We start from the raw sequence: 26,701 nt of genomic DNA, 5'->3' as shown, positions 1-26,701 counted from the left end.
AGAGCCCGTTTGAGAATGGGGATTGAACGAACCCGCTGGCGCGGGAGTGGCGTGAGCGGTTAGGGGAAGGCGTCCTGTCTGCGAGGATTGCGGTTGTTGAAGCCCAATCCAAAAGACAGGAGCACCCCCGATGGCTGATCTGAGCCCTCTGCGCCGCCGTATGATCGAGGACATGACGGTCCGCAATCTGTCGCCGGCGACGCAACGATCCTACCTGCACGCGGTCACGAAGTTCAGCCGGTATTTCGGCCGCTCGCCGGACCGGCTGGGTCTGGAGGAGGTGCACGCCTTCCAGGTCCATCTGGTTTCGACGGGCATCTCGTGGCCGGCATTGAACCAGACGGTCTGTGCTCTGCGGTTCTTCTATGGCGTCACGCTCGGTCATGACGAGACCCCGGAGCGGATCCCCTATGCTCGGGAGCCGCGCAAGCTGCCGGTGGTGCTGTGCGCCGACGAGGTGGTGCGGTTTCTCGAGGCGGTACCGAGCCTGAAGACGCGTGCCGCGCTGACGACGGCCTATGCGGCGGGGCTGCGGGCGTCCGAGGCAGTGGGCCTCAAGGTCGGCGATGTCGATAGCGGCCGGATGATCATCCGGGTCGAGCACGGCAAGGGCGGCAAGGACCGCACCGTTATGCTGTCGGCGCAGCTGCTCGGTATTCTGCGGACCTACTGGCGTCTGTCCCGGCCGCGGCACTGGCTGTTTCCCGGCCGCGACGAGACGAAGCCGATCGACGTCCAAGTGCTGCATGCGGCCTGCCGCTCGGCCTGCGCCGCGGCCGGTCTGACGAAGCGGGTGACCGTTCACACGTTGCGGCACAGCTTCGCCACCCATCTCCTGGAGAGCGGCACCGATATCCGCATCATCCAGGTGCTCCTGGGCCACAGTAATCTGTCGAGCACGGCGCGCTACACGCGGGTCTCGAACGGGTTGATCCGGCGGACCGAGAGCCCGCTCGACCGGCTGACCTTGGAGGTGGTGCCGCCCGCCTGATCGGACCGCGCCATGCCGGCCGGTCTGGAAGTGGCGGATGTCTTCCGCCACCACGGCGATGCTTATCGACGGGTGCATGACGGTCATCTGAGCCGCGTCGAACGTCGGGTCATGAGCGCCATCGAGCTGTGCCGAACCGCCGAACTGGGTGGCCACATCGAGGCTTGCTCGGATTGTGGATTGGTTCGCTGCGCTTATAACTCCTGTCGCAACCGGCACTGCCCCAAGTGCCAGGGATCGGCCCGCGCCGATTGGCTTGCGGCGCGAGCGGCCGAGTTGCTGCCGGTGCCGTATTTCCACGTCGTCTTCACCCTGCCGGCTCCGGTCGCCGAGATTGCGTTCCAGAACAAGGAGACGGTCTACGCCATTCTGTTCCGAGCCGCCGCCGAGACGCTGCACACCATCGCCGCCGATCCCAAGCATCTCGGCGCCGAGATCGGATTCGTCGCCGTGCTCCATACCTGGGGTCAGACGCTGCACCACCATCCCCATGTCCATTGCGTCGTGCCGGGCGGCGGCCCATCGCTCGACGGCACCCGCTGGGTCAGCTGCCGACCAGGATTCTTCCTGCCGGTTCGCGTGCTCTCGCGCCTCTTTCGCCGGCTGTTCCTCGACCAACTGCGCGCCGACTTCGAAGCGGGTGAACTCGGCTTCTTCGGCGCGCTCGCTGGCCTCGCCGAGCCCGCCGCATTCTCCCGCCGGCTCCGCGAGCTTTGTGGCGTCGAATGGGCAGTCTATGCCAAGCCACCCTTCGGCGGACCCGCGCAAGTCCTGGCCTATCTCGGCCGATATACGCATCGGGTTGCCATCGCCAATGCGCGTTTGATCAGCATGACAGACGATGAAGTCGCCTTCCGCTGGAAGGACTACCGCCACCACAGCAAGTCGAAGGTCATGACCCTCAACGCACACGAGTTCATTCGACGCTTTCTCCTGCACACCCTGCCGGATGGCTTCCATCGCATCCGCCACTACGGCTTCCTCGCCAACGGCCATCGCGCGGCGAAGCTGGCGCTCTGCCGCGGGCTGCTGGAGGTAGCGTCTGCAGAACCGACCGCCGAACAAGCCCAGGATACTGCTCCGTTGCACAGACCCGATCGCTGCTCCTGCTGTGGCGGCGCAATGATCACTCTCGTCACCCTGCCGCGGCCACAACCGCGCCGCCCATCCTTCTGGCACGATACCTCATGAGCAACCCGAACCGCGACACCACCGGCTTGTCGATACCGGACGCCATCCCCGCAGGACAGGAAGGCGTTGTCTCTGACGTCAGCGCCGCTGCGGCCCGGCCGCAGCACGGCGGCATCGGAACCAGGTTGGCCGCTTCTGTTCCGTATCGCTGGCTTGCCGCCGACGGTCCCGCTCTCGTGCCACCCATCAGAGGCGCCATGCAGCACGTCCGCTCCGCAATCTCGGGGCCGCCGGCCAACCTACAATCCCCATAGCGCGCCAACCATTCCGCGGCTTCGCTCAATCCGGCTTCAATGAGGTCGCGCCCCCGTATGCCCGCCGCTTCCGCCGCGCGACCTCACAGAACCCTCCAGATTGAACCCTCCAGATTCCCTTGGCGCGGCATTCGTGATTCACACTCTGGATGTGGACACGAGAGACGCGAGGCCGCATGGCCGCGATCGAGCGGAAGACGAAGCGTTATCCGACCGATCTCACCGATGAAGAATGGGAGCGGATTGCGCCGCTGCTGCCCAATCCAGCGAAGCGAGGGCGCAAGCGGGAGGTGGATCTGCGCGAGGTGCTGAACGCCATCCGCTATATGACCCGCTCGGGCGGCGGCTGGCGCATGCTGCCGAAGGATTTTCCGCCGTGGCAGACGGTCTACTGGTGGTTCCGCCGCTTTGTGCGGCTGATGCTGTTCCGCACCATCCACGACATCGCGCTGATGATGGACCGCGAGCGGCAGGGACGCGAGGCGAGCCCGAGCGCCGGTGTTGTCGACAGCCAGACGGTCAAGGCGCCGGCGCCGGGAGCGCCGCGCGGCTACGACGCCGCCAAGAAGACGGTCGGGCGCAAGCGGCATGTGGCGGTGGATACCGATGGTCGCCTGCTGATGGTCAATCTCACCCCGGCGGACCTCTCCGACAGCGCCGGCGCGCAGATGATCCTCGATGCCATCCGCAAGCGATGGCCGTGGCTCAAGCACCTGTTCGCCGACGGGGCCTATGACAGGACGCAACTCATGGACAAGGCCGCCTTCCTCGACTTCGTCATCGAGGTCATCCGCCGCATCGACGCCGAACCTGGCTTCAAGGTGCTGCCGCGCCGCTGGGTGGTCGAGCGGACCTTCGGCTGGATGACCCGCTGGCGTCGCCTCGTGCGCGACTACGAGCAGCGCATCGACGTCTCCGAAGCCATGATCCACGTCGCCATGGGAAGCCTGCTGCTGCGAAGGATCGGCCATTGATGCAATTCTCAAACGGACTCTAAGCTGTCGCCCGACCAATTGCACAGCGACCGGTTGGCCGGCGAGAGGATCGAACGAGTTTTCGATCACGCGCCCGGCAACAAAGTGGCTATCGGCGGCATCAAGGTGATCGCCGCCAGCGGCTGGTTTGCCGCACGACCATCCGGCACCGAGGCGATCTACAAGATCTACGCGGAAAGTTTCAACGGCAAAGAACATCTCCAACGTATCCTGCAAGAAGCGCAGAGCCTCGTCGACGCGGCGCTGGCCAACCCTTAACTGATTGAAGGAACCCTCATATCCGACCCACTCGACCAGCAATGCATCAACACGCTTCGCTTTCTATCGGTGGACATGGTGCAGTACGCCAGCAGCGGCCATCCAGGCCTCCCGTTGGGCACCGCATCAATGACCTACGCGCTGTGGACGCGCCGGCTCAAGCACCGCCCAGCGAACCGGCACTGGACCGATCACGACGCTTCCTGCTGCCCGCTGGACACGGCTGCCGCTTCAACCTAGTTTGCGATATGGTTTGAACGCTGTCGGGTTTTGCCGGAGGCTCCAACTCTTGAGAAGGTGGAGCCACGATAGTCGCCGCCATATGTTTGGATCAACTCCAAATCCAGTTGGTCAACGTGAAGTAAAATCGGCGGTTTTAGAGAAACCCGTGCGCAACGGCAAGGCGCCGGCGATGTCCGGAGACTGCCGCTCTTTGTTGAGCGATGGAACCTAGGCGGCGTCAGACCGTTAATTCCGTGGAGCGGGACCGAGGCATTCGCTTGATCGTGGACTGTCGCATCATCTGGCAGGGAGTGTCCCATGTCTGAGCCTGAGCTCCTGAAGCATAACAAGACGGGGGCTCCGCCGCCATGCCAGCAAGCCGAGCACCAAATCCTTCGCCATGTCCTGGTCTGTGTCGATGCGTCTCCCTTTGCGGATGCCGTGTTGGCGCACGCGGCCGCGGTGGCCATCGCGGCCGATGCACAAATGACCGTCATGCGCGTTCTCGAGACGCCGGCGGTTCAGGTGCCGATGGACCCGGTGGAGTGGACGCTGCGCCACCGCGATGTGGAGGCTGACTTGCGCGAGCGCGCGTCGCGCTTTGGCGACCTTCAAGCCGATGCCGTGGTCGTCGACGGACCGGCCGCCGAACGCATCTGCGCCTGGGCGCGCGACAATGCGGTGGACCTGACCGTGCTGGGCGGAGGTGGCGAGGGCAACTGGCCCTTCGTGGGATTGGGCGGCACCGCGCGTCGGGTGGCGGAGGTCGTCAACGGTTCGGTACTGCTCGTCCCGTCGCCACAGGTCGGTGACGCTCCGATACGCTATCGCAGGGTGCTGATACCGCTCGACGGCTCTCCGCGATCGGAATGCGCCTTGCCGCTCGGCTTGGGAATTGCGGCCGCCCACGGCGCCGAGATGGTGCTCGTCCATGCGGCCCCGAATATCGATCTCACCGAGGCAGATCCACTCGAAGCTGAGGCCATCATGTTGCGCGACCGGCTGCGCCGTCGCAACGAGCGCGCCGCCGAGCGGCATTTGAAGCGGGTCCGATCCCGGTTGCCCCCCACCCCGGCGACCAGAATACGGGTATTGCCGAGCGGCGATCCGCGCCATGCGCTCGCGCGCGCGGCAGTGGAAGAGCACGCCGATCTCATGGTTCTTTCCTCCACCGGCCAGAGCGGACATCCGGACATGTCCGTGGGCAGTGTCGCCGACTATCTGATCAACCACATGAACATCCCTGTCCTGCTCGTGCGGGGACATGAGGGAAGTCCGCCGATGGTTTGCAGGAGATCAGGCGAAGCCATGGCCGTGAGGCTGCCGAGCCGGGCGCTGATGTGACACTTTCCGCGCCAGTGCAAGACGCCATCGCGCCGGACGGCGGGTTTGCGGTCGCCGCCGTCGCGATCCGGTCGCGTCATGACATCGACAGGGGCCTGCCCGAGCCGGCCCCCGTCTGGCGGAGACTCTCCGCCATCTTTCCCTGGCTGGATCGCGCACGCCGCCATTGCACCGAGCCGCCGCCGCATGCAGCCAAGGCCTCGGAGTGGCTGCTCGACAACGAGTTTCAGGTGCGTCGCGCCATTCGACAGGTGCGCGAGGATCTACCCACCGCCTTCTACCGTCGATTGCCGCGGCTCGCCGCGCCCGAATATCGGGGAATCCCGCGCGTCATGGCGCTGGCGCAAGGCATGCTCGACGTCGCGCATATGCAGGTCAGCATCGCCGGCGCGGTGGAGTTCGTCAAGGCGTATCAGCAGGACGGGCCGCTGACGATTGCCGAGCTTTGGGCGTTTCCGGCGATGCTTCGCCTCGCCTGCCTGGAGGCGCTCGTTCAGTCGTTTTCCGAACTCTTGCCCGAACTTACCCCGCCATTCGAACCGACGCCCCGATTGACGCGTCACGAGACGCTTGACCCGACCGAAGGCGTCTCACGCGCGATTTCGGCCCTCATGGCGGTGTCGAACACCTCCTGGAAGGCGTTCTTCGAGCAGGTGAGCCGTGTCGAAGCGATCCTGCAGGACGATCCCGCCGGCGTTTATTCGGCCATGGATTTCGACACGCGAGACCGATACCGCAAGGCCGTCGAGGAAATCGCGGACGACGCGCCTGCGTCCGAGTGGGAAGTCGCCGAGGCCGCGCTGAAACTGACGCGCGCCCATGCCGGCGCACGGCGCTTCGGGCATGTCGGATGCTGGCTGGTCGCGGAGGGCCGGGCGGAGCTCGAGCAGAAGGTCGGCTTTCGCGCCAAGTGGGCCGCCACACCGCGCCGCTGGATCATGGCTCATCCCGGCAGGAGCTATGCCGGGGCGCTGGCGGGCTTCGCCATTGCCGCACTGATCGTGCCTGCGCTGCTGCTCGCCATCTACGACGCCGGCGCGGCGGCGTGGGTGGTGGGGCTTGTGCTGTCGCTCACACCCGCCATGATCATTAGCGTCACTTTCACGGACTGGATCGTCACCAGGCTCGTCCCCCCTCGGGTGCTGCCGAAGCTCGACGTCGAGCACGGTCTGGGCGCCGGCTGCGATGCGGCGCTGGTGATGCCGGTGATCCTGCGCAAACAGGCCGAAGTTGCACCGCTCGTCGAGCGGCTGGAAACGCATTGGCTGTCGAACCCCGATCCGCTCATCCGCATGGCGCTGCTGAGCGACCTCGCGGACGCGGATAGGGAGCGTATGCCGGAAGATGCGGCGATCGAGGCAGCTCTAGTGGCAGGCGTGCGCCGCCTCAACGCGCGCTACGCCGACCATGCACCGTTCGTGCTCCTCCACCGGGGGCGCCGCTGGAATGCCGCCGAAGGCTGCTGGATGGGCTGGGAGCGCAAGCGCGGCAAGCTCGAAGAACTCACCGGCCTGATACTCGGCCACCTGCCCGACGCCTTTGCCTTGCGCGAGGGCGATGTCGACGCGCTGCGACGCGCGCGCTTCGTCGTCACGCTCGACGCCGACACCAAGGCGCAGCCCAACGGCATCAACCGGCTCCTGGGGACGCTGGCCCATCCGCTGAACCGGGTCGAATTCGACCCGGCGACGGCAAGACCGCGCCGCGGCTACACCTTCATCCAGCCCAGGGTCGAGATTTCGCCTGATGCCGGCGACCGCTCTCTGTTCACCCGCCTCTATACCGGAGACACCGCCATCGACATCTACAGCCGGGCGGTCTCGGACGTCTATCAGGACCTGTTCGGCGAGGGGATATTCACCGGCAAGGGCGCCTTCGACGTCGTCGCGTTCCACAAATGCCTGCACGGCCGCGTACCGGAGAACGCGATCGTCAGCCACGATTTGTTCGAGGGACTTCACGGCCGCGCGGCACTCGCCAGCGACATCGTCTTCTACGAGGATTTCCCCGCCAACTATCTCGCCTATGCGCGCCGCGCCTTTCGCTGGATCCGGGGCGACTGGCAGCTTCTGCCTTGGCTGGGCGGAACGGCGCCAGTCCGCGACGAGAAGTGCGCGCCCAACCGGCTTTCGGCGCTCGACCGATGGAAAATGTTCGACAATCTGCGCCGCAGCCTCATCCCCCCGGCACTTGTCGCATTTGCGGTTGCGGGATGGCTGGCGCTGCCGGGACAAGCCCTGATCTGGACGGCGCTGACGGTGGTCGGACCGGGCGCATATCTCTTTACCGACCTCGTCACCAGCCTGGCGCGCGGACGCAGGCGGGGGGCCGCGCGCAGCATTCTGCGCCAGCTGGCCGATCATGGCGGACGCTGGCTGCTGGCGATCATCTTCCTGGCATACAAGGCCGCGGTAGCGAGCGAAGCGGTCGCGCGCACTTCGTGGCGCGTGTATGTCTCGCGCCGCCGTCTGCTGGAATGGACGTCGGCAGCCCATTCCGCGGCGGAGGATTCGCAAACTCGGTCCGGAACCTGGCGCGAAATGGCCGCCGCGCCCATGCTTGCGGTCGCGATCGCACTGATCCTCGCTTTGCTGAAACCCGCCGCCCTGCCCGGGGCCGCGCCGCTGCTGCTCTTGTGGCTCGCCTCGCCCGAGATCGCGCGGCTCATCAGCAGGAAGAGGCAGGCGGTGTCGGAGACCCTTCGGGCGGAAGACCGGCTCTACCTGCGCCTGGTCGCGCGACGCACCTGGCTGTTCTTCGAGACGTTTGCCGGCCCCGACGACAACTGGTTGCCGCCTGACAGCTATCAGGCGAGCCCGCACGAGGAAATCGCGCACCGCTCCTCCCCGACCAATGTCGGGATGCTCTTCCTGTCGGCGCTGACGGCGTGGGATTTGGGCCACATAGGCCTCCGTGACCTTGCCGCGCGGATGACCGCCTCGCTGGACTCGCTCGGTCGGTTGGAGAGCTATGCCGGCCACACGCTGAACTGGTTCGACACGAAGACACTCAAGTCGCTCGAGCCGCGCTACGTCTCGACGGTCGACAGCGGCAATCTGGCCGTAAGCCTGCTAACGCTGCGCGAAGGTTGCAGGGAGGCCGCGAGGGGTCCAGTGCTGTCTCCAACGCTGTGGAGTGGCTTTGAGGATGCACTCCATCTTTTGCGTGAGGCCGTATCCGCACTGCCCGAGACCGATCGAAGGGTGATTTGCGATCAGCTCGATGCGATTCTCGGCCGGCTCCCCGCAATCCGGAGCGCGCCGCAAGACTGGCGGTCCGCACTGGTGGAGATCGGCACGGAAGACTGGCGGCAGCTTCACGTGCTCGTCGCCAAAGCGCCCGCGACCGACGTCGAGGCCGATCCGCACGAGGTCTATCTCTGGCTGGAGCGTGCCGATCACCATTTGATGAATATGCGGCGGGATCTTGACGCGCTGGAACCCTGGTGTGCCCTGACCGATACGCCGCCGGCCGGGCTTGAAGGCGTGTCGGCGCTGCTCGAGGCGCTGCCCCGACCCGATACCCCCCTCGCCCGGATAGCCGACAGGATCGGCCAGGCGCGCAGCGCGCTTTCGGGATTTGCTCCGGTCGATGCAGAGAGCCGACGTTGGGTTTCGGAGGTGATTGCGGCACTCGACCGGGGAGAGGCCGCTTGCGGCAATCTCCGCGAGAGCCTCGAGCAATGCGCGGTCCGGGCGGAGGCACGCGCCTTCGGCATGGATTTCCACCCGCTCTATGACGCGGAGACCAGAACCTTCTTCATCGGCTACAATCTCGGCTCCGACCAGCTCGACCAGCACCACTACGACCTGCTGGCGAGCGAGGCGCGGCTGGCCAGCTATTTCGCGATCGCCAAGCGCGACGTGCCCGTCGAACATTGGTTTCACCTCGGGCGCCCGATCACCCAGGCGGGCGGTGCGCTCACGACGCTGTCGTGGAACGGGTCGATGTTCGAATATCTCATGCCGGCTCTGCTGTTGCCGAGCGAGGCAGGGCGGCTGCTCGGTCAGAGCGAACGTGCGGCGGTGTCCGTGCAACGGCGCTATGGGGAGAAACTCGGCCTGCCCTGGGGTGTTTCGGAATCCGGCTATGCCGCCCGGGATGCCGCGCATCGCTACCAGTACCAGGCATTCGGGGTTCCCGGGCTGGGCCTCAAGCGCGGCCTGTCCGGGGACTATGTGGTCGCGCCCTATGCAAGCGCGCTGGCACTGGCCGTCGCGCCGACCCTCGCCACATCCAACCTCCGTCGGCTGGACAAGCTCGGCCTGCGTGAGCGGTACGGATTCTTCGAGGCAGCCGATTTCACGCCGGACCGGCGGCCGGCAAAAGGCGGCTTCACGCCCGTGCGCGCCTATATGGCCCACCACCAGGGTATGATTTCCGCCGCGATCGGCAACGCGCTGAACGATAACATCCTGATCAGGCGTTTCGGCCGCGATCCGCGCATGCGCGCCACCGAGCTGCTGCTGCAGGAGCGCGTCCCGTGGGAGTTCCCGCCCGAGCAGGCGACAGAGGCCGAAACCGCAGCGCCCGACCTCGCACGTATACCGACGCCGGCGCTGCATGGTTGGACGGCACCGAACCAGCCGGACCTTCAGCTCCACGTCATGGGCAATGGAAGCCTCGCCTCCTGGATCAGCGACGCCGGAGGCGGGGCGCTCTGGTGGCGCAACCAGGCGCTCACGCGCTGGACTGGCGACGACGTCAGCCGAGGCGGCGACACGCGTATCTATGTCAGCGAGCGCGAAAGCGGCGCGGTCTGGTCGCTCGGCGGACACGCCTCGAATCGGTCGTCGGACACGAACTTCCACGCCCACAAGATCGAGTTTCACGAGCGTGTGGAAGGTTTGTCGACAAACCTCGAAATCGCGATTGCGCCGAGCGACGACGTCGAGATCCGCCGCGTCACGATCTTCAACGACAGCGACCGGGCGCGCGAGATTGATGTGACGAGCTATGCGGAGGTCGTGCTTGCGCCTGCGGCCGCCCATGAGCGGCACCCCGCCTTCAGCAAGCTCTTCGTCCACAGCGAGCGGCTGGATGCCCAGAACGCGCTTGTCTTCAAGCGCCGCCCGAGACGACCTGCCGATCGACCGCCGGTCCTCATTCATGGCCTTCTGCCGACCGATGCCGCGGTGACGCCAGCCGGTTTCGAGACAGACCGCAGAAGGTTTCTCGGCCGGCACGGCGACCCCGAACGACCGCCGGGCGCGATCGACCCGCTGGATGGCGCCGTCGGATGGACGCTCGATCCGGTCATGGCCTTGCGGGCGCGCGTTATCCTGGCGCCTGGGGCGCGCGCGCAGGTCGATTTCGTGACGGTTGCGGCAGGTTCACGCGAGACGGCGCTTGATATCGCCGAGCGCTACGCAACCGCGCCGGCTCTCGACTGGGCGATGGAAGACGCGCTGCGATCTGCCGCGCTCGAAGCGCGACGCCTCGGGCTCGATTCCCGCGCGCTGGCTGAGGCGCAGGCACTGTGCCGCGATCTCGTCTATCCCCGAACGCCGCCGCTCGTATTGGCGGCGGCGTCGGAGACGGCTCTTCCGGCCCAGCCGCAGCTCTGGGGCATGGGGCTGTCCGGGGATCTGCCGATCGTCCTCGTGCGGGTTGTCGACGATGCACATGCGCAGCTTCTCCCGATTATCGTCCGGGCACATCAGTGGTGGCTCAGGCGGGGCCTTCGCGCGGACCTGGTAATCCTGCGCGAGGGCGCTTCCGGCTATCAGGAGCCGATCCGCGACTTGCTGTCCGCCGCTCTTCGCGAAGCTTTCGTGCCCGAGGGTCTGGGCGGACCGGGAGGCGTTCATCTCCTGGCGGCGGACCAGTTCGGCGCGGCGGAGCGGCGGGCGCTTGAGGCTACGGCGCGCGTATCGCTCGACGGAGCGGCGGGATCGCTCGCCGAGGCGATGACCGCGCCGCAGCCGGGACGCATCCCACCGCCCCGTTTCCAGCCGGTCGGACCACCGACGCCCTCGCGCACCGCGCCGCCACTCCTGCGCCCCGAAAACCTCGTCTTCGACAACTCCCTTGGCGGGTTCACCCCGGAAGAAGGAGACTATGCGATCCATCTCGAAGGCGGACGCGTGACACCGGCGCCCTGGTGCAACGTGCTGGCGAATGAGAGCTTTGGATCGATCGTCTCGGAAGCGGGACTGGGCTTCAGCTGGTGCATCAACAGCGGCGAGCATCGCCTCACGCCATGGTCGAACGACCCGGTGGTCGATCCGCAGACAGAGGCGCTCTACCTGCGCGACGAGGAAACCGCCGGCATCTGGACGCTGACCCCGCTGCCTGCGGGCGGCAATGCGCCCTGCCAGGTCCGCCACCGTGCCGGCGCCACAACCTGGCAGCGCAACGAGGAGGGACTGGAGCAGCGTCTCACAGTCTTCGTTCCACCCGATGCCCCCGTGAAGCTGGCGCTCCTCACCCTGTCCAACCCAGGCGACCGCGGCCGCCGGTTTACAGCGACCTATTATGCCGAATGGCTGCTTGGCTCGATGTCCAGCATGGCGCGACCGCATCTGGTTTGCGGCTATGATGTCGAAAGCCGGGCGCTGATCGCGCGTAATGGCTGGAATCCCGAATTCGGCGACCGCACGGCGTTTCTTGCTGCGAGCCGACCGCCGCACAGCCTGACCTGTGACCGCGCGGCGTTTCTCGGCCTCCGGGGTGATCCAGCCCGACCGGCCGGCCTCACGGCCTGGAACCTCGATGGAGCGCTCGACGGCATCGCCGATATCTGCGCGGCGTTTCAGGTCCACATCGATCTGGCCTCCGGCGAGACGGAGGAGGTCGTCTTCGTGCTCGGCGAGGGGAGCGACCTCGCCGAGGCGGCACACCTCGCCCTGCATTGGAGTGACGTCGAGAAGGCAAGAAAGGCGCTCGCCGAAAGCGATGCCGCCTGGAAGCGGCGGCTCGACGCCGTCAGGGTCACCACCCCGGATCCGGCTTTCGACCTCATGGTCAACCGCTGGCTCATCAACCAGATCTTTGCGTCGCGCATATTCGCACGGGCGGGGTTTCAGCAGGCTGGCGGTGCCTTCGGTTTCCGTGACCAGCTTCAGGACATGGTGGCGCTTCTTTTCACCGAGCCGCAGCGTGTGCGCGCGCATATTCTGGACTGCGCGTCGCGGCAGTTCGAGGAGGGCGACGTGCTGCACTGGTGGCATCCGCCTTTGGGAAGAGGCGTGCGAACGCGCTGCTCGGACGATTTGCTGTGGCTCGTCTATGCAACCGGCCGATATGTCGGCGCCACCGGCGACGTCTCCATCCTTGCCGAGGAAGTTCCATTTCTGTCCGCCCCGCCGCTGGGGATCGACGAGGAAGACCGCTACGCCTTGTTCGAGGCTGGCGCGGAGCACGCGACCCTGTTCGAGCATTGCCGGCGGGCGCTGGATCGTGGCGTCACCATGGGCGCTCATGGGCTGCCACTTATCGGCACAGGCGACTGGAACGACGGCATGGACCGGGTCGGCAACGAGGGACATGGCGAAAGCGTGTGGCTCGCCTGGTTCGCCGCGGTCTGCGCCGACGCCTTCGCTGACCTCGCCAAGGACTTCGGGCGCAACGATATCAATGGCATCTGGAATGCGCGCGCCGATGATCTGCGTCGGGCCGCCGACGCAGCCGGCTGGGATGGCGCATGGTACGCGCGGGCCTTCGCGGATGACGGTCTGCCGTGGGGCTCGAAAGATTCCGACGAATGCCAGATCGACAGCATATCCCAGTCCTGGGCGGCATTGGCCGGCGGACCTTCGCCCGAGCGAACCGCCACGGCCGTCGCCGCTGCGACCGAGCGTCTCGTCGATCATGACGCGCGGCTGGTGCGTCTGTTGACGCCGCCGTTCGACCGGACACCGCGCGATCCGGGCTATATTCGCGCCTATCCGCCAGGTGTGCGGGAAAATGGCGGCCAGTACACCCATGCGGCGGCCTGGCTGGGCCTGGCCCATGCGCGGCTGGGCGATGGCGACCGTGCCTACGAGATCTTCGATCTGATCAACCCGATCCGTCACACCGTCGGCCTCGCCGACGCCGAACTCTACCGAGCCGAACCCTATGTCCTGGCCGCCGATGTGCGCGGCGCCGAACCCGGGATCGGTCAGGCCGGCTGGACTTGGTACACGGGTGCGGCCGGCTGGACCTGGCAACTTGCCGTCGAGGGCATTCTCGGCCTGAGCCTCCAGCGCGGTTCAGTCAGGATTGCCCCTCGAATCCCGAGGAACTGGGGCGGTGCGGAGGTCAGGGTCAACGGCCCCGACGGGATTCTGATTATCACCATCGAGGATCCCGAACGGATCGGCACCGGCCGCGTCGAGCTTGCGGTAGATGGGCGCCCTGTAGGCGGCGATTGTATTGCCATCCCGACAGGCGGAATGGAACGCCGCGTCACCGCACGCCTGCGGCGCTGACCTCGGAACTTACGCGACGTTTGGCATCGGCCCATTCACTGATCGTCAACGTCGGCGGCGGGCACTGTCAGACTTGTGAAACAGCGCCGAAGCGGGACCCCGCCCAGCTTTCAGGTAAAGCCATTGAAATTACGGCAACATTGGTAAGAGACACGGGGTTCCCGTCGGCGCCGATCGGGACCCCTCTGCTGTCGTCGCTTTCCTCAGATGTTCAATGACTTAGATGCGATTGGCCCGGGGTCACGCATTCGTGCTGATCCACACTCATACGTTCTCATACGATCAATGCAACCCGCCTCCCGCGGGTGCCGTAGCAGATCGTGTTGGAATTCGGCGGAGCAGCCTCCGGTAGGTTGAGATTATCGGTTCATGCGGCGAGGTCAATCTGCTGATCGAGTGGTTTGACGGGAAGCGTCTGCCAGCCGTCGATCTTGCGCATCGAGATCTGGCCGGATGCCATCAGCGCCCAAAACAGCATTGCCGCAGTTTCCGCCGAAGGCAGAACGGTCTGGGTCTTGATGCGCCGCTTGAACTCCTCGTGCAGACGCTCGATCGCGTTGGTTGTCCTGGCGCTCTTCCACTGGCTCGGCGGCAGCCGCGTGAAGGCGAAGAGGCGCTCGCCGGCCTCCTCCAGGCTGTCGGCCACCGCGCGGCATTTGAGCCGCCATTTGCGCAGGAAGGCCTTGCGGCGGGTCTCGATCTCCTCGGGCGTGGCCGCGTAGATCATGTCGGTGTAATCGGCGCTGATCTCCTCGTGCAGGCGCTCGGGAGCATGAGCGAGCAGGTTCCTGTGCTTGTGAACCGTGCATCTTTGAACCGGTACCCCGTCCCACAGGGCGACAATCGCCTTGTCCAGGCCCGGCGCGCCGTCGACGATGAGGAACTCCGGCTGGCGCAGGCCGCGCCCGACGAGATCGTCGAGGATGGCCCGCCAGGCCTCAGTCGTCTCGCCACCCATGTTCTTGACCGCGAGCAGGATCTTCTGGCCGTCGGCGCGCACGCCAATGACCACCAGCAGCGAGATCGAGGTCGCCTTGCGGTCGAGCCTGACACGAACCACCGTGCCATCGAGGATCAGGCGCACGATCGGCTCGTCGGTAAGCTGGCGGGCATTCCAGGCATCCCAGTCGGTCTTGACCTTGCGCCAGGTGCGGCTGACGACATCCTTGCCGATCGCGCCGCCGAACAGCGCGGCAAGCGCCCGCCGCACACGGCGCGTGTTGGTGCCGGCAAGATAGACCGAGGCAATCAGCGCGTCGGCGGCCATCGTGCGCCGCTGGTAGGCGCGCAGGGCCTTGCTCTTCCACTCCACCGTCTGGCTGTCGCCGGCATCGAGGCGTGCCCGCGGCACCGTGATCTCGGTCGTGCCGAAGGTTCCCGTAAGCCGGCGCGTTCGACGGCCGTGGCGGTGGCCAGCGACACCGGTGGTCTCATCACTGCGCGCCGCCGGCTGCCGGCCATACCGGGGACGGGCAAGCACCGCATCCAGCTCGCTCTCGAGCATCGTCTCGATGAAGCCGCGCACCCGCTCGCGCAGGCCAGCTTCGATCGGATCAAACCAGTTGTCGAAAAGATAGTCCGTAGCCTCAGCCTCGGGATGAACGGCAGCGGCATTCATGGTAGTCCTTGTCATGGCGTAGTCTCCTTTCCGGCACCACAAGGCCGGATGATTCGAGGTTGAACACCCCGGAGACTACGCCAACTTTCAATTCCAACCACTTCCCGGACGGCACCCGGGTCATCGTCCTGACCGTCGTCTAGTTCGAGGGCCTTCGCAGTTTTGCTGACCTCTCCACGCAGCCCTCGAACATCATACCCAAGGCCTCGCCAGTGATCCATCAAATCCTCGAATGCTGCGCGGGCTCTGAGCTTCAGGATAGCTAAACCTTTCAGGTTCTCCGGATCGAATAATGCCGAGCGATTCTTGTCGCCGATCTCTCGCAAAACATCGGCTATTTGCTTATAGTCGCTTGGGGGTTTCTCGACTGAAGTCATGATTTCACCGCATCGCTAAACGGGTCGCGCATCTCGGCAGTCGCCGGCCATGAGTTAAGCTCATGCGGTGGGCGTTGTGGTCTCTCAACGGATGTCATGAACACATCTCCAACTTGTGCGGTGGCGGCCAGAGCAGTTGGAGAAACTCCGACCGCCACCGCTGTATTCCGGCTTGCTTGGGGATCGGGCCGGAACTCAATAAAACTCTCGCGGTCCCCAAGCATCCGTGCGGCTATTGACGGATGAATATCACACAGTCGTCAACCAACTATTTCCCTAGCCCGTTTAATTACCAATGGGAGACCCGCCACGGATGCCCGCTGATAAGGTAATTCGGCCACAGCGCCGCCCTGTGCCCTCTCAATCGGGCTCCTCGGCCGACGCGTTCGCCAAGTACCGCGCCCAGTCGCGCATCAACTCCCGCCGCTTCTCCAGCAAGTCACCCCTCCGATACGCGGCCTCCGCGCGATTTCTGATCGTGTGCGCCAGCGCCATCTCGCGGACCTCGGCAGGGAAGCTAGTCGCCTCCGATGCCCAATCTGAAAAGCTGGAGCGCATCCCATGTACCGTTGCGCCGTCGTCCCGCAGCCCGCGCAACACCATGGGCATGGCCATGTTCGAGAGGGACGCCCCCGCCCGTGCGCCGGGGAACACCAGATCATTTTCGCGATCTAGAAAGCGCAGAACCCCAACCGCTGCGTCGCTCAAGGGCACCCGATGTTCACGTCCCGCTTTCATCCGGCTCACGGGGCACGTCCAGATCTTCGCTTCAAGGTCGATCTCGCTCCACCGAGCACCGGTGACCTCGCCGGTCCTGGCCGCCGTCAAGACTAGGAACCGGAGCGCCTTGGCGCTCGTGCTGTCGAGCCGATTCAGCTTCTTCCAAAACGCAGGCATCTGCTGCCAGGGCACTGCCTTGTGATGCTGGACGCTGCGCGTGCGAGCTGCTCCACCGAGTAGGACAGGGAGTGGCCCGCGCCACGCAGCCGGGTTCGCGCCGGTGCGGTGCCCGTGCGCCTCGGCCCAGTTGAGAATCCGTTCTATGCGCCCGCGCAGCCGTCGAGCTGTTTCGTTCTTCTGGCGCCAGATCGGCTTCAGCACGTCAACGATGTGATCCAAGGTGATGTCGCTGACGGGCACCTTGCCGATCTTCGGGTGGACATAATCGCGGAGCGTCTGCCGCCACTGCGCAACGTGTTTTTCGTTGCGCCAGCTTGGCTCCTGTTCGGCGATGTATTCGCCGGCGCACTCGGCGAACGTCGGCGTGCTCACCGCTGTTGAAGAGGCGGTTGGCAACCGTGCAGGCGATGCCGCGATGGCCGGCACGGGCTGCCTCTTCGCTTCGGCCGCAGCGGCCTTCTCGGCCCGCCTCGCCTCGATGGGATCGATGCCGTCAAGCACAAGCCGCTGGGCCTTCAGGGCCCGGCGCTTGGCCTCGGTCAAGGAGATCAAGCGCAGCGCCCCCAAACCCATTTGCCGCGCGCGCCCGTTGATCTGGTACCTCAGGAGCCAGGAGCGGGCTCCGTTCCCCTTCACTTGGACATAGAGGCCGTGGTCGACGCGGAACACACCCACGGCGGCCTCGGTGTTGGGGTCGGCTAGGTCGGCGACTTGCGCCGCCGTGAGCGGGGCATTGGGCATGGGTCGATCCTCTGGTGAGGGAGGGCGACACTAGCTTCGATGGCGGGCCTAGTCCAGTCTAGAACCCACAGTTCGACCCACAAGGCACGGTTCGGGGGTGCCGGTGCCTTAAAGCCCGCAAGCTGGCGGTTTCCCTGAGGATATGCCGGCGGGCCGGTGAATTCCGGTGATCCGCCGATCATTGAATTTTTGGCTGTTATTGGCGATATTTGGCGGAGGGAGAGGGATTCGAACCCTCGATACGGTGTCCCGTATACACGCGTTCCAGGCGTGCGCCTTCAACCACTCGGCCACCCCTCCGCATAGAGAACGCCTCAGCGCGGGGCAATATAGCCGAGGCTTCCCACGGTGCAAGCCGGACAGACCCAGATCCAACGGCCGTCCCCAACGCCCATTGCCCGACCTTGGCAGGAAGGTCTTGCAGGGCCTATAAGGGGAAGCGGCGGCGTCCGCGCCTGCATCCGGTCAGCGGCAGGAGCGGGCCGCCATCGACATTCAAGAAGAGGCCGCTCCAATGATCGTCCTGCGCATACTCGGTTTTCTGTTCTTGGCTGGCGGCTTCGTTTCCCTGGTGGTCGACGGCGTGGCGAGCATCGCTTCGGGAAGTCTCGTGATGACGCCGCTCGGCCAAGCCTGGTTCAATGTCCATCCGGCAAGCCTCAACCTCACCCAGGCGGTGATTGAGCGCTACACCTTCCGGTTCCTCTGGGATCCGGTCTTCGTCTCGGTTCTGTTCCTGCCAAGCTGGATCGTGTTCGCGGTTCTCGGCGCCGTCCTCTACTATATCGGCCGCCGGCGCAGGCTCTCCGGCGTTGTCGTCAATTAGTGCCGTTCCGGCCGGCGGGAGCGGCAGGTCCGTCCTTGTCATCCGTCCCCGCCGTTGCGCGAAACAAGGGCAGCGTCACCGCGCCGGCGCTGCGGCCTACGATGAGCCAATAGGTGAGACCGCCGACAAGGCCGGCTGCGATGAATATGAGCGCTTCGAGATCGGCCATTTGTGAACTCCCCGCAGGCCCGCGCTCGCTTTCGAGCGCGACCAGGGCGAGCACGCCGATGAGCGCGCCGGCCGCCGCGTAATAGAGCCAGGAGCGAAGGGCGAAACTCTCCGCGACGATGATCGCGATCGCTGCCAATGTCAGCGAGAACTGGCTGATCGCCATCGCCGAGACCAGTACCGACAGCACCCAGGTGACGACAAAATCGCCGAACGGTTCGCCGGTGGCGATGGCAATGCCATAGGCGCGTTCAAGGCCGGCGGTGGCGGTCAGCGCCGCGGCGAGGCTCGCCAGGAAAAAACCGCATGCAATCAGGATCAGACGGCCGAGGAGGCGGAAGAAAATCATGACGCGGCTTGGCGTGCCCGGGCGCTAAGCCTTTGCGAAGCCGATTTGAGCTGGCCGCAGGCGGCCATGATGTCACGGCCGCGGGGCGTGCGCACCGGACTCGCATAGCCGGCCCGGTTGACGACCTCGGCGAAGCGCTCGATCACATCCCAGTCCGAGCATTCGTAAGGGGCGCCCGGCCACGGGTTGAACGGGATCAGGTTGATCTTGGCCGGGATGCCCGCGAGCAGCCGCACCAATGCCTTGGCATCCTCGATACCGTCATTGACGCCCTTGAGCATCACATATTCGAAGGTGACGCGCTTGGCGTTGGAAAGGCCGGGATAGGCGCGGCAGGCGTCGAGCAGTGCCGATATCGGATATTTTCGGTTGATCGGCACCAGTTCGTCGCGCAGCGCATCGCGGGTCGCGTGCAGCGAGATCGCCAGCATGGTGCCGGCCTCCGCGCCCCAGCGGACGATCTCCGGCACGACGCCGGAGGTCGAAAGCGTAATGCGCCGCTTCGACAGGCTTAAGCCCTCATGATCGGCGGCGATAGCGACCGCGTCGCGCACATTATCGAAATTATAGAGCGGTTCGCCCATTCCCATCAGAACGATGTTGGTGATCGCCCGCTCCGCGTCCGGCAGGGAATCGTCGGCAGGCCGCGTGGCGCCCGGCCATTCGCCGAGCGCATCGCGGGCCACCAGGATTTGGCCGACAATCTCGGCCGCGGTCAGGTTGCGCACCAGGCGCTGCGTGCCGGTGTGGCAGAAGGTGCAGTTGAGCGTGCACCCGATCTGGCTGGAGATGCACAGAGTGCCGCGGTCGGCCTCGGGGATATAGACGCATTCGACTTCGCCGGGCGGCCCGGCCGGAGTGGCGGGGGCAACGCGCAACAGCCATTTGCGGGTGCCATCGGCGGATTTTTGCGTCATGACGATCTCGGGCCGGTCAAGCGACCAACGCCCGGCCAGGGCCTGGCGCAACACCTTGCCCATGTCGGTCATCTCGTCGAACGACTGCGCGCCGCGGCCATAGACCCATTTCCAGAGCTGTCCGAGGCGCATGTTGAGCTGCCTCTCCGGCACGCCGAGGGCGGCGAGCGCCACGCGGATCTCGGCGCGCGTCAGCCCCGCAAGGGACGGCTTGGCGGGAATAGAGCATACCGCCGCCTCATCCCGGGCCTCGGGAATGTCGAGCGTCAACGCCATTAGGGTCTCGTGTCGTTCAGGTTCTCCGCCTCATAGCACGCGCGGTGCACTGCGCGCGAGCCCCGCCGCGGGCCGGAGAATCTGCAATTGAATGATTTACGGGCAGGCCTTGGCCATTCGTTCGAGCGCGGCGGAGACGCCCGCCAGCGAGTACTGATCCGTCGTGTTTGTGCCGCGCTGCGAGGTGCCGCGCACGATCATGGTCGCCCCCCCCTTCATCGCCTCGACCAGCTTGTCCTGCTCGCTGACATCCTCGATCCACGCCTTGTCGTCGCGCGTGAACAGGGTGAACTTGGCCGAACCGATCTCGATGGTGGCGCGGCTGTCATTCTTGTAGGGATAGCCGGTGATGACGCTGATCTGGTTGCGGATATTGTCCTTGGGCCGGGCGGTGACGAAGAAATAGACCGGGTCGCGGCGCACATTCTTCGGGCTCTGGTCCTTGGGGCGGGACAGGACGTAGCAGGTGGTGCCGCCGTCCACCTCGGCGGTATAGGCGCCCCAGTCCTTGTCCTGGCCGAGAAGCGTTGGCGTCTGCGCCGCCGCGCCGGTGGTGCCGAGTGCCAGGGCAACCGCAGCGGCCAGCAGAATTCGTAGCTGTTGAACGCGATCAAGAGGCTTCGAAATCATAATCATTCCATATGCGCCGGATTTGTTAATACACCGTTAATCAATTCGCCGCGTCGGAAGGCTTCAATTCCATATCATCATATTGTCTCTCTCAATTTCCAGCCTGCCGGCCAATGCGGCGAGAATTTGGCGCGGTTGTCGGCACCGTTATGGCCGTCTCGGGGGCATCGGGCCGCCGGCGCGCACCGGCCGTTCGGCGAAGGAGCCGAGTGTGCACAGCCGGTCATACATGATGATGGCGCCGGCGGTCGCGAGATTGATGCAGAAGGCGGTCCGAATCCCTACCACGAATTCGCAGCCCTCCAGCATCTGCGGCGACAATGAGCCCCTCTCCCGGCCGAGCAAGTGGGCCGTGCGCGACGGGTGGCGGAAGCTCGGCAGGTCGATCGCGTCTTCGGTCAACTCGACTCCGACAAGGCGGCAGTCCTTGGGAAGCTGCATCTCGGCGACGGTGTCCCAGGCATAATGGGGCAAATGGTGCGGCGCCTTGGAGGTGTCGGGCCGGGCCCGGCGTGCCGTGGAATGAGCGCCGACGGTAAAGATGAAGCTGGCGCCGAAGGCGCGCGCCGAGCGCATCGGGTTGCCCAGATTCATCGGCTTGGAAATGCCTTCCGCACCGATCGCGAAATAGCCTCTGACGGGCTTGATCGACAACGATTCGCTCGCCGGTGCCGACATCCGGTAGCGACCTGTCCTGCGTCAAGCCGCGGCGTCCTTTTCGAGGTCGTCGAGCGCCTTGCGCGCGGCGTGGCGATGCTCCGGTTTCATATGGCTGCGGATCATCGCCACCGCCATCATCAGCACGGTGGCGTCGTCGGAAAAGCCGAGGCCGGCCAGAAAGTCCGGAATGAAGTCGGTCGGCAGGATGAAATAGGCGAGCGCCGCGAACAGGAGCCCTTTGGCCCGAATCGGCGTCTCGCCGTCGGTGGCGCAGTAATAGGCGGCGAGCAGATCCTCGGCGAAGGGAATGCGCCCGAGATAGCGCTTGACCTTGCTCCAGAAATCCCGCTTCACCCGCGCTTCGTTGCGCGCCACGACCATCGGCAAGGCGCTGCCGAGCAGCGTCTTTTCCGCATTCTCCTCAAGATCCCGGTCAAACGTCCGGTCGGTCGTCATCGTTTGGTCCTCTATGGCCATTGCTTAGGATCAAGATGGGACCAATGGCTGTTCGACGCAAGTCTGCGGTTACGCCGCAAATTCGTCCATGGCTTTGGCAAGCGCGATGTCGCGTTGCGTCACCCCGCCAGCGCTGTGGGTCGCAAGCGTCACCTCGACCGTACGGTAGACGTTCTGCCATTCCGGGTGATGGTCCATTTTTTCGGCCACCAGCGCGACCCGGCTCATCCAGCCGAATGCCTGGTTGAAGTCTTGAAACGTGAACGTCTTGGTTATGGCGTCGCGGCCCTCAACCTCGCTCCAGCCGCTCAATGCGCCCAGCGCCTGCCTGCGCGCCGCGCCTTCCAGTCTCTCGGTCATCCTCTCCTCTCCCCCTCTTTTTCGTGATCGTTCAACACAATCAGACATTGTGCCGCAAAATCAGTCCCCAAACAGCGGATAGGCCTGTTCGACGATATAGGGGCCGCCGCCGCGCGACGGCTGGGAAGAAAACAATACGAAGCGCGTCACTTCGAACGGCGTGCCCAGAAAGCTGCGGCTTTCCAAATATTCGGCGAGCGAACGACTCTTGGTGTCTCTGAGCCGAGCCAACGTCACGTGCGGGGTGAATTTGCGCGTCTCCGGCGGCAGGCCGGCGCGTTGCATGAGCTGTTCGTTCTCGCTCTGCAGCGCCATCAGCGCGGGCGTCGCCGGCACCCGCGCCCAGACCTGCCGCGGCCTGGAGCCGCCGAAGGTGCCGAGCCCGTCGACCGCAAGGGTGAAGGCACGCCGCCGGATGCGGGCGAGAAGGTCCGCAACGTCGTGGGCGCGGGCGACGTCGATGTCGCCGAGAAAGCGCAGGGTAATGTGGTAATTCTCCGGGTCGATCCAGCGGGCCCCAGGCAGGCCGCCGCGCAGCCCGCTCAGCCTGTCGGCGATCTCGTCCGGTATCTCAATGCCGGTGAACAGGCGCGGCATGACGGCTTCCCCTCCTTATTCGTGGACCGGACCTATGAGCCGTTGGCCCGGATGCGGGCGATCAGTGCCTCGACCTTGGGCAGAATACGCTTAACGACGACCGCGACGCCGGCGGCGTTCGGATGCATGCCGTCCGACTGATTGAGCTCCTCGCGCGCCGCCACGCCGTCAAGAAAGAAGGGATACAGCAATAGGCCGTGCTCTTGCGCAAGCGCCGGGTAGACGGCATCGAAGGCGGCGCTGTAGATCGGCCCCATATTAGGCGGCGCCCGCATCCCGGCGAGCAGAATCTCGATGCCGCGCGCCTTCAGTCGCGCAATTGTCTTTTCGAGTGCGGCGCGGGTGGCGGCGGGATCGATGCCGCGCAACGCATCGTTGGCGCCGAGTTCGAGAATGACCCCGTCGGCGCCTTCGCCGAGCGACCAGTCGAGGCGCGCAAGTCCGGCTGCCGCGGTATCTCCCGACACCCCGGCATCGACGATCCGGACGTCATGGCCCTTGGCCCGCAGGGCGGCCTGAAGCTGCGCCGGAAAGGCCTCTTCCCCGGCCAAGCCGAGCCCTGTCGTCAGGCTGTCGCCGAAGGCGAGGATTTTGAGCGTCTCGGCGCGCGCACTTGCTCCCTGCGCCACCGCCATCAGAAGCAGGGCCAGTAGCATCGCCAGTATTGCGACTGGCCGTGCCAGGCGGTACCTGCGACGATGTGACTGGACATTGCCGCAAACCGCCTTATCTGAGGTCAGTTGCCGCGTGCCGCGACCGGGCAGCGGCAGGCGCAATAGAGGGTATCCTGTCACGTGCCCGAGGCGGCGATCGATCTTGCGAATGTGCATTTGAGCCTCGGCAGCGGTGCGGGACGGGTGCATATTCTGCGCGGAACCAACATGCGGCTTGCGCCCGGCGAAGCGGTCGGCCTGATCGGTCCCAGCGGCTCGGGCAAGTCCACCCTGCTATCGGTTATCGCCGGTCTGGAGCGGCCCGATAGCGGCAGCGTGCGGATCGCCGGCCAGGACATTACCGACCTCGACGAGGACCGTCTTGCGCTTTTTCGTGGCCGTCATATAGGCATCGTTTTTCAATCCTTCCACCTCATCGCCAACATGACGGCGCTGGAGAACGTGGCCGTGCCGCTCGAATTCGCCGGCTCGCGCGACGCATTCGCCCGCGCCGAGGCGATGCTTGCCAGGGTCGGTCTATCCGACCGACAAGCCCACTATCCGGTCGAGCTTTCCGGCGGCGAGCAACAGCGCGTGGCGCTCGCCCGGGCGCTCGCTTCCGAGCCTGCGATCCTGCTCGCCGACGAACCGACCGGCAACCTCGACGGCGACACCGGCCGGCTGATAACCGAATTGATGTTCGATCTGCGCCGCGAACATGATGCGACCTTCTTGCTGGTCACCCACGATGCCAGCCTGACCCGGCAGTGCGATCGGGTCATGGAGATGGCGGATGGGCGCGTCCGCCCGCTGAAGACCCATGCGCGCGTTTGACGCTCCGGAGCCGATACGGCGCCCGCGCATATTCGGCCTGGCGTGGCGCATGGCGTTGCGCGAATTGCGCGGCGGACTGCGCGGATTTTACGTGTTTCTAGCCTGCTTGGCGCTCGGGGTCGCGGCGATCGCCGGCGTCGGCTCGCTGGCGCGGTCCCTGTCCGAGGGCTTGGCCTCCCAGGGGCAGGCGATCCTCGGCGGCGACGTCGCGCTGGAGCTCATCCATCGCCGCGCCAACGCCGAAGAGCGGGCCTTCCTCGCCCGCTCCGGCGACGTCAACGAGGTCGCAACGGTGCGCGCCATGGCGCGCGTCCCCGACCTCTCCGATCAGGCGCTGGTCGAGATCAAGGCGGTCGACGGCGCCTATCCGCTTTACGGCGACTTCCGGCTTCGAGACGGCGCGGACCTTGCCTCCGTGCTCGCCAGGCGCGACGGCGTCTGGGGTGCTGCAGCCGAACCTGCCCTTCTCGAGCGCCTTCAACTGGCGCCGGGCGCACGCATCAGTGTCGGCGACATTGCACTGGAGATTCGCGCCGTCATCACGCAAGAGCCGGACCGGCTGTCCTCCGGTCTTACCTTCGGCCCGCGCCTGATGATTTACAGCGCGGCGCTCGCCGAGACAGGTCTGTTGCGACCGGGCAGCCTTGTCCACTGGCACTATCGTGTCCGCCTTCCCGAGGGCCAGCGCGGCGATACCGCGCTTGAGCGCTTCGTCGCGCAAGCGACCGCGGCGGCGCCGTCGGCGGGCTGGCAAATCCGTGACCGCGCCCATTCCTCGCCCAGGTTGCAGACGTCCATTGACCGCTTCACCCAGGTGCTGACGCTGGTCGGGCTGACCGCCCTGATCGTCGGCGGCGTCGGCGTCGCCAATGCGGTGCGCGGCCATCTCGAGTCCAAGCGCCAGACCATCGCCATTCTCAAATGTCTGGGGGCGCCGGCCGGCGCCATATTCCTCATCTATCTTATCGAGATCGTCCTGATCGCCATCGCCGGCATCGGAATCGGCCTCGCCTTCGGCGCCGCCCTTCCGCTCGCCGGCGGGCCGCTGATCGCAAAGCTGGTGCCGCTCAGGCTGGTGGAGGGTCTGTATCTGGAGCCGTTGCTGCTGGCGGCCGTCTACGGATTATTGACGGCGCTCTCCTTTTCCCTTTGGCCGCTCGGCTCAGCCCGCGACGTGCCGCCGGCGGCCCTGTTCCGTGACCTCGTCGCCCCGGAGCGCCGATGGCCGCGCGCGCGCTATCTCGTCGGCATCGCGGTTGCTGTCGGCGCGCTCCTCCTGCTCGCCGTCGCCACCGCCGCTGAATCGCGCATTGCCCACATCTATATCGCCGTCGCGGCAGGCGCGATCGTGCTGTTGCGGCTGGTCGCGTTGGCGGTCATGGCGCTCGCCCGCCGCGCACCGGCGCTTGGAAGCGCAGAGGCGCGACTTGCGCTCGGCAACATCCACCGGCCAGGTGCGCTGACGCCTTCCGTCGTCCTGTCGCTGGGGCTGGGACTTGCACTGCTGGTGGCGCTGGCCTTGATCGACCGCAATCTGGTCCGCGAGCTGACCTCGGAGATCCCCGAGCAGGCGCCGAGCTTCTTCTTCGTCGACGTGCAACGCGACGAAACGTCGGCCTTCACCCGCCTACTTGCCGCAATCGCGCCCGACGGCACCATCGAGACCGTGCCGATGCTGCGCGGGCGGATCATCTCGCTTGCCGGCGTGCGGGCGGAAAATATCGACCCGCCGCCGGAGGCCCGCTGGGTGCTCAACGGCGATCGCGGCATCACCTATTCGGACACCATTCCGGAAGGCTCGCGGCTTGTCGTCGGCCAATGGTGGCCGCCCGACTATCGGGGCGAGCCGCAGGTCTCCTTCGACGCCGAGCTTGGCCGGGCGCTCGACCTGGCGCCCGGCGACGAGGTCACCGTCAACGTGCTCGGCCGTCAGGTAACCGCCAAACTCGCCAATCTGCGCACCGTCGACTGGCAATCTCTCGGCATCAACTTCGTCATGATCTTTTCGCCCAATACGTTCGCCGAAGCGCCTCACATGATCCTGTCGACGCTGACTCTGCCGGAAACCCCGGGCAACGACCGCGAGGGTGAAGTGATGAGCGCGGTCGCTCGCGCCTTTCCTCACGTCACCATCATTGGCGTCAAGGAAGCCCTCGATACCGCGAGCGCGCTGCTCAGCCAGATCATGTGGGCGGTCCGCGGCGCCAGCAGCATCACCATCGTCGCCAGCGTGCTCGTGCTGGCCGGCGCGCTGGCCGCGGGTCAGCGCGGGCGCATCCGTGAGGCGGCGATCCTGAAAACCTTCGGCGCCACCCGCAGGCGGCTGATGGCCGCCTTCGCGCTCGAATTCCTGCTGCTGGCGCTTGCGACCGCCATTTTTGCCGTTTTCGTCGGCACGGCCGCCGCCTATCTGGTGCTGACCCAGGTGATGCATGCGAGCTTCATTTTCGCCCCCACCGTGGCAATCGGCACGGCGGCGGGCGCCACCCTGGCGCTGATCGCCCTTGGCCTTGCTGCCAATTGGCGCGTTCTCGGCCTCAAACCGGCGCCAATCCTGCGGACGCTTTGAGATTCGGTGGAATTCGGCCGGCAAATGCCACTCAGCACCGCATACCCTTGTGCGGCGGTGACAAAATGCCCATATTGGGGCGACGATAACGGATTCGTCAC

At 65.7% G+C, this 26,701-nt stretch carries 19 protein-coding genes and 1 tRNA gene; 9 read left to right on the top strand and 11 right to left on the bottom strand.

Features of this window, described 5'->3' with window-relative positions; genetic code table 11:
• Positions 1–130: 130 nt before the first annotated feature.
• The 6 genes from Q8P46_06385 to Q8P46_06360 all read left to right on the top strand — a co-directional run bounded on the left by Q8P46_06385 (position 131) and on the right by Q8P46_06360 (position 13,669).
• A complete protein-coding gene (locus Q8P46_06385) occupies positions 131–991 on the top strand; it encodes a site-specific integrase (protein ID MDP2619790.1) in 861 nt (286 codons plus the stop codon).
• A gap of 12 nt (positions 992–1,003) precedes the next feature.
• Positions 1,004–2,182 (top strand): IS91 family transposase, encoded by a 1,179-nt coding sequence (locus Q8P46_06380; protein MDP2619789.1) that lies wholly within the window; start codon positions 1,004–1,006, stop codon positions 2,180–2,182.
• Positions 2,183–2,585: 403 nt separating this feature from the next.
• Positions 2,586–3,410, top strand: a complete 825-nt coding sequence (locus Q8P46_06375) for an IS5 family transposase (GenBank protein MDP2619788.1) — start codon at positions 2,586–2,588, stop codon at positions 3,408–3,410.
• A gap of 54 nt (positions 3,411–3,464) precedes the next feature.
• Entirely contained in the window at positions 3,465–3,689 is a 225-nt protein-coding gene (locus Q8P46_06370) for a hypothetical protein (GenBank protein ID MDP2619787.1), read from the top strand.
• A gap of 540 nt (positions 3,690–4,229) precedes the next feature.
• Entirely contained in the window at positions 4,230–5,255 is a 1,026-nt protein-coding gene (locus Q8P46_06365) for a universal stress protein (protein ID MDP2619786.1), read from the top strand.
• Positions 5,252–13,669, top strand: a complete 8,418-nt coding sequence (locus Q8P46_06360) for a glucoamylase family protein (GenBank protein ID MDP2619785.1) — start codon at positions 5,252–5,254, stop codon at positions 13,667–13,669. Before Q8P46_06365 ends, Q8P46_06360 begins: the two co-directional genes overlap by 4 nt.
• A 367-nt stretch (positions 13,670–14,036) precedes the next feature.
• Here the strand turns inward: Q8P46_06360 and Q8P46_06355 are convergent, their stop codons facing one another.
• From Q8P46_06355 to Q8P46_06345, 3 genes are all read right to left on the bottom strand, one after another.
• Entirely contained in the window at positions 14,037–15,287 is a 1,251-nt protein-coding gene (locus tag Q8P46_06355) for an IS256 family transposase (GenBank protein MDP2619784.1), read from the bottom strand.
• A 737-nt stretch (positions 15,288–16,024) separates the two neighbouring features.
• Positions 16,025–17,305 carry an integrase arm-type DNA-binding domain-containing protein gene (locus Q8P46_06350; protein MDP2619783.1) on the bottom strand — a complete coding sequence of 427 codons (1,281 nt, stop codon included), beginning with the start codon at positions 17,303–17,305 and terminating at the stop codon, positions 16,025–16,027.
• A 210-nt stretch (positions 17,306–17,515) separates the two neighbouring features.
• Positions 17,516–17,605: transfer RNA gene (locus Q8P46_06345), tRNA-Ser, on the bottom strand.
• A 214-nt stretch (positions 17,606–17,819) separates the two neighbouring features.
• On the opposite strand from Q8P46_06345, the gene Q8P46_06340 reads away from it, so the two are divergent.
• Positions 17,820–18,131, top strand: coding sequence for a hypothetical protein (locus Q8P46_06340; GenBank protein MDP2619782.1), 312 nt, complete (start codon positions 17,820–17,822; stop codon positions 18,129–18,131).
• Here Q8P46_06340 and Q8P46_06335 read toward each other — a convergent pair.
• The 8 genes from Q8P46_06335 to Q8P46_06300 all read right to left on the bottom strand — a co-directional run bounded on the left by Q8P46_06335 (position 18,124) and on the right by Q8P46_06300 (position 23,200).
• Positions 18,124–18,648, bottom strand: a complete 525-nt coding sequence (locus tag Q8P46_06335; GenBank protein ID MDP2619781.1) for a hypothetical protein — start codon at positions 18,646–18,648, stop codon at positions 18,124–18,126. The genes Q8P46_06340 and Q8P46_06335 overlap by 8 nt on opposite strands.
• Positions 18,645–19,841, bottom strand: a complete 1,197-nt coding sequence (gene rlmN / locus Q8P46_06330; protein ID MDP2619780.1) for a 23S rRNA (adenine(2503)-C(2))-methyltransferase RlmN — start codon at positions 19,839–19,841, stop codon at positions 18,645–18,647. Before rlmN ends, Q8P46_06335 begins: the two co-directional genes overlap by 4 nt.
• 96 nt (positions 19,842–19,937) lie before the next feature.
• Positions 19,938–20,471, bottom strand: a complete 534-nt coding sequence (locus Q8P46_06325; GenBank protein MDP2619779.1) for an invasion associated locus B family protein — start codon at positions 20,469–20,471, stop codon at positions 19,938–19,940.
• 147 nt (positions 20,472–20,618) lie between these two features.
• Positions 20,619–21,125, bottom strand: coding sequence for a TrmH family RNA methyltransferase (locus Q8P46_06320; GenBank protein ID MDP2619778.1), 507 nt, complete (start codon positions 21,123–21,125; stop codon positions 20,619–20,621).
• 45 nt (positions 21,126–21,170) lie between these two features.
• The gene (locus Q8P46_06315) at positions 21,171–21,587 is read right to left on the bottom strand and encodes a YkvA family protein (protein MDP2619777.1); all 417 of its coding nucleotides are present in this window, start codon (positions 21,585–21,587) and stop codon (positions 21,171–21,173) included.
• 69 nt (positions 21,588–21,656) lie between these two features.
• The gene (locus tag Q8P46_06310; protein ID MDP2619776.1) at positions 21,657–21,995 is read right to left on the bottom strand and encodes a 4a-hydroxytetrahydrobiopterin dehydratase; all 339 of its coding nucleotides are present in this window, start codon (positions 21,993–21,995) and stop codon (positions 21,657–21,659) included.
• Between the two features lie 12 nt (positions 21,996–22,007).
• Complete coding sequence (gene thpR / locus Q8P46_06305; GenBank protein MDP2619775.1) at positions 22,008–22,544, bottom strand: RNA 2',3'-cyclic phosphodiesterase; 537 nt, start codon at positions 22,542–22,544, stop codon at positions 22,008–22,010.
• 32 nt (positions 22,545–22,576) lie between these two features.
• Positions 22,577–23,200 carry an arylesterase gene (locus tag Q8P46_06300; GenBank protein ID MDP2619774.1) on the bottom strand — a complete coding sequence of 208 codons (624 nt, stop codon included), beginning with the start codon at positions 23,198–23,200 and terminating at the stop codon, positions 22,577–22,579.
• Positions 23,201–23,338: 138 nt separating this feature from the next.
• On the opposite strand from Q8P46_06300, the gene Q8P46_06295 reads away from it, so the two are divergent.
• A complete protein-coding gene (locus Q8P46_06295; protein ID MDP2619773.1) occupies positions 23,339–24,031 on the top strand; it encodes an ABC transporter ATP-binding protein in 693 nt (230 codons plus the stop codon).
• Positions 24,018–26,600 carry an FtsX-like permease family protein gene (locus tag Q8P46_06290; GenBank protein MDP2619772.1) on the top strand — a complete coding sequence of 861 codons (2,583 nt, stop codon included), beginning with the start codon at positions 24,018–24,020 and terminating at the stop codon, positions 26,598–26,600. Before Q8P46_06295 ends, Q8P46_06290 begins: the two co-directional genes overlap by 14 nt.
• Positions 26,601–26,701 lie beyond the last annotated feature (101 nt).

The sequence above is a fragment of the Hyphomicrobiales bacterium genome (genome assembly GCA_030688605.1).
Classification (GTDB): Bacteria; Pseudomonadota; Alphaproteobacteria; order Rhizobiales; family NORP267; genus JAUYJB01.
The sequence above is the reverse complement of the archived record's forward strand: the minus strand, read 5'-3'. Positions and strand labels throughout refer to the sequence as shown.

Coding starts and splice junctions, on each gene's coding strand:
- Q8P46_06385 (MDP2619790.1), top strand. CDS start 131: ATGGCTGATCTGAGCCCTCTGCGCCGCCGTATGATCGAGGACATGACG.
- Q8P46_06380 (MDP2619789.1), top strand. CDS start 1,004: ATGCCGGCCGGTCTGGAAGTGGCGGATGTCTTCCGCCACCACGGCGAT.
- Q8P46_06375 (MDP2619788.1), top strand. CDS start 2,586: ATGTGGACACGAGAGACGCGAGGCCGCATGGCCGCGATCGAGCGGAAG.
- Q8P46_06365 (MDP2619786.1), top strand. CDS start 4,230: ATGTCTGAGCCTGAGCTCCTGAAGCATAACAAGACGGGGGCTCCGCCG.
- Q8P46_06355 (MDP2619784.1), bottom strand. CDS start 15,287: ATGAATGCCGCTGCCGTTCATCCCGAGGCTGAGGCTACGGACTATCTT.
- Q8P46_06350 (MDP2619783.1), bottom strand. CDS start 17,305: ATGCCCAATGCCCCGCTCACGGCGGCGCAAGTCGCCGACCTAGCCGAC.
- Q8P46_06340 (MDP2619782.1), top strand. CDS start 17,820: ATGATCGTCCTGCGCATACTCGGTTTTCTGTTCTTGGCTGGCGGCTTC.
- Q8P46_06335 (MDP2619781.1), bottom strand. CDS start 18,648: ATGATTTTCTTCCGCCTCCTCGGCCGTCTGATCCTGATTGCATGCGGT.
- rlmN (MDP2619780.1), bottom strand. CDS start 19,841: ATGGCGTTGACGCTCGACATTCCCGAGGCCCGGGATGAGGCGGCGGTA.
- Q8P46_06325 (MDP2619779.1), bottom strand. CDS start 20,471: ATGATTTCGAAGCCTCTTGATCGCGTTCAACAGCTACGAATTCTGCTG.
- Q8P46_06315 (MDP2619777.1), bottom strand. CDS start 21,587: ATGACGACCGACCGGACGTTTGACCGGGATCTTGAGGAGAATGCGGAA.
- Q8P46_06310 (MDP2619776.1), bottom strand. CDS start 21,995: ATGTCTGATTGTGTTGAACGATCACGAAAAAGAGGGGGAGAGGAGAGG.
- thpR (MDP2619775.1), bottom strand. CDS start 22,544: ATGCCGCGCCTGTTCACCGGCATTGAGATACCGGACGAGATCGCCGAC.
- Q8P46_06300 (MDP2619774.1), bottom strand. CDS start 23,200: ATGCTACTGGCCCTGCTTCTGATGGCGGTGGCGCAGGGAGCAAGTGCG.
- Q8P46_06290 (MDP2619772.1), top strand. CDS start 24,018: ATGCGCGCGTTTGACGCTCCGGAGCCGATACGGCGCCCGCGCATATTC.